The 1,947-nt window shown below is 75.4% G+C and carries 3 protein-coding genes; 2 read left to right on the forward strand and 1 reads right to left on the reverse strand.

Translation table 11 applies throughout. From position 1 onward, the window contains the following. On the reverse strand, nt 1–613 hold a 613-nt coding region (locus ABZ914_RS35950), incomplete at its 3' end, for an amino acid permease (protein ID WP_500198743.1). A 118-nt stretch (nt 614–731) separates the two neighbouring features. Here ABZ914_RS35950 and ABZ914_RS35955 point away from each other — a divergent pair. After that, nucleotides 732–1,532: an arsenate reductase/protein-tyrosine-phosphatase family protein gene (locus ABZ914_RS35955; protein ID WP_500198745.1), complete on the forward strand. Its 801-nt coding sequence runs from the start codon at nt 732–734 to the stop codon at nt 1,530–1,532. Further along, the gene (locus ABZ914_RS35960) at nt 1,529–1,930 is read left to right on the forward strand and encodes a VOC family protein (RefSeq protein WP_387020087.1); all 402 of its coding nucleotides are present in this window, start codon (nt 1,529–1,531) and stop codon (nt 1,928–1,930) included. The genes ABZ914_RS35955 and ABZ914_RS35960 overlap by 4 nt, the downstream gene beginning before the upstream one ends. Nucleotides 1,931–1,947 lie beyond the last annotated feature (17 nt).

The following is a 1,947-nucleotide window of genomic DNA, read 5'->3' on the forward strand; positions in this document are numbered from 1 at the left end:
CGTAGGCGCCGCCGGAGCCCAGCGCCGACCAGCCGCCCAGCCGCGCGGCGCCGGCGTGGCCGCCCGCCGCGATGCCCGCGACCACGACGGCCAGGGCGATCAGGCTGGTGGCGACGAGCACGCGGGTGAGCAGGACGGTCTTCGTCACTCCGTGGTAGTTGAGCGCGGCCAGCCCCAGCACGGCCGCGACGGCCACGGCGCGCTGCGTCCACCAGGGCCCGGGCACCGCGTAGGAGGCGAAGGTGAGCGCCATCGCGGCGCACGAGGCGGTCTTGCCGACCACGAAGCCCCACCCGGCGGTGAAGCCCCACCAGTCGCCGAGGCGTTCGCGGCCGTAGACGTACGTGCCGCCGGACGTCGGGTAGGCCGCCGCCAGCTGCGCGGAGGCGACCGCGTTGCAGTAGGCGATCACCGCGGCGATCACCAGCCCGATCAGCAGCCCCGTCCCGGCGGCGCGCGCGGCCGGGCCGAACGCGGCGAACACCCCCGCCCCGATCATCGACCCGAGCCCGATCACCACCGCGTCCCCGGTCCCCAGCCGGCGCGCGAGGGAACCGCCGCCGGGCGGTGCCGCCGCCGTCCCGGAGGTCCCGGGGAGTGGTCCAGACGGCATCGCCGCCTCCAACCGCTATTCCATCAAACTGGTTTGATGTATCGTGCCGAGCGTGGGGTCACCGAGTCAAGCCGTCCCGGGGCACGGCGCGGGCGGAGCAGGCGGAGCGGATCACGACGTGCCGGAGTTCGTGCGCCTGGCCGCCCACCCGGTGCGCTGGCGGCTGCTGACCGCACTCGCCACCGGCGACCTGCGGGTCCGGGAGCTCATGGCGCGGGCCGACGCACCGCAGAACCTGGTGTCCTACCACCTGCGGCTGCTGCGCGGGGGCGGCCTCGTCACCGCGACCCGCAGCAGTTTCGACGGCCGCGACAGCTACTACCGCCTCGACCTGGACCGCTGCGCGCACGCCCTCGCCGAGACCGGGACCGCCCTGCATCCGGCGCTGCGCGGCCTCGTCGCGCCCCCGACGCTCCCGGACGCGCAGCACCACCGGCCCCCGTGCGAAGTGCTGGTGGTGTGCACGGGCAACAGCGCCCGCTCACCGATCGCCGAAGCGCTGCTGCGCCACCACTCCGCCGGACGCGTGAACGCGATCAGCGCCGGCACCCGCCCCAAAGCCGCCCTGAGTCCCGGCGCGGTGCGGGTCCTCCGCGAGAAGTACGGCATTGACATCGCCGGCCAGCGGCCCCGGCACCTGGACGCCCTGCACGGCCGCCGGTTCGACTACGTGATCACCCTGTGCGACAAGGCCCGGGAGGTCTGTCCCGAGTTCGACGGCCGTACGCGGCGGATCCACTGGAGCATCCCCGATCCCGCCACTCCGTCCGATCCCGCCACTCCGTCCGATCCCACCGGTCCGGACGACCGGGGCCGCGAGGCCGAGGAGGCCGCCTTCGCCCGCGCGGCCGCCGACATCGACACGCGCGTCCGCTACCTGCTGCCCGTCCTCGCCCTCGCATCGGAGGCCCGCCCATGACGGCGACCGACCAGTACGCCAGCGTCCGCTACCTCGTCGACGACGTCCAGGCGGCCGTCGACTTCTACACCGGCCACCTCGGCTTCACCCTCCGCCACAGCGCCGCGCCCGCGTTCGCCGACGTGGTGCGCGGACCGCTGCGGCTGCTGCTGTCCGGCCCCGCCAGTTCCGGCGCCCGCGCCACCCCAGCCGACACCGCCGGCGCCGGCCGCAACCGCATCCACCTGATCGTCGACGACCTGGACACCGAGATCGCCCGCCTCCGCGCGGCGGGCGTCGCGTTCCGCGGCGACGTCGTCTCCGGCCCGGGCGGACGCCAGATCCTGCTCAGCGACCCCGCGGGCAATCTCGTCGAGGTGTTCCAACCCGCCGCACGGCCCGCCGCGTCGCGCCCCTAGCCCGTCGCGGCCGCCAC

The sequence above is a fragment of the Spirillospora sp. NPDC046719 genome, from assembly GCF_040645715.1.
Lineage (GTDB): Bacteria > Actinomycetota > Actinomycetes > Streptosporangiales > Streptosporangiaceae > Spirillospora.

Excerpts from the sequence above, each read along its gene's own strand:
- ABZ914_RS35960 (WP_387020087.1), top strand. The coding sequence starts at position 1,529 with ATGACGGCGACCGACCAGTACGCCAGCGTCCGCTACCTCGTCGACGAC.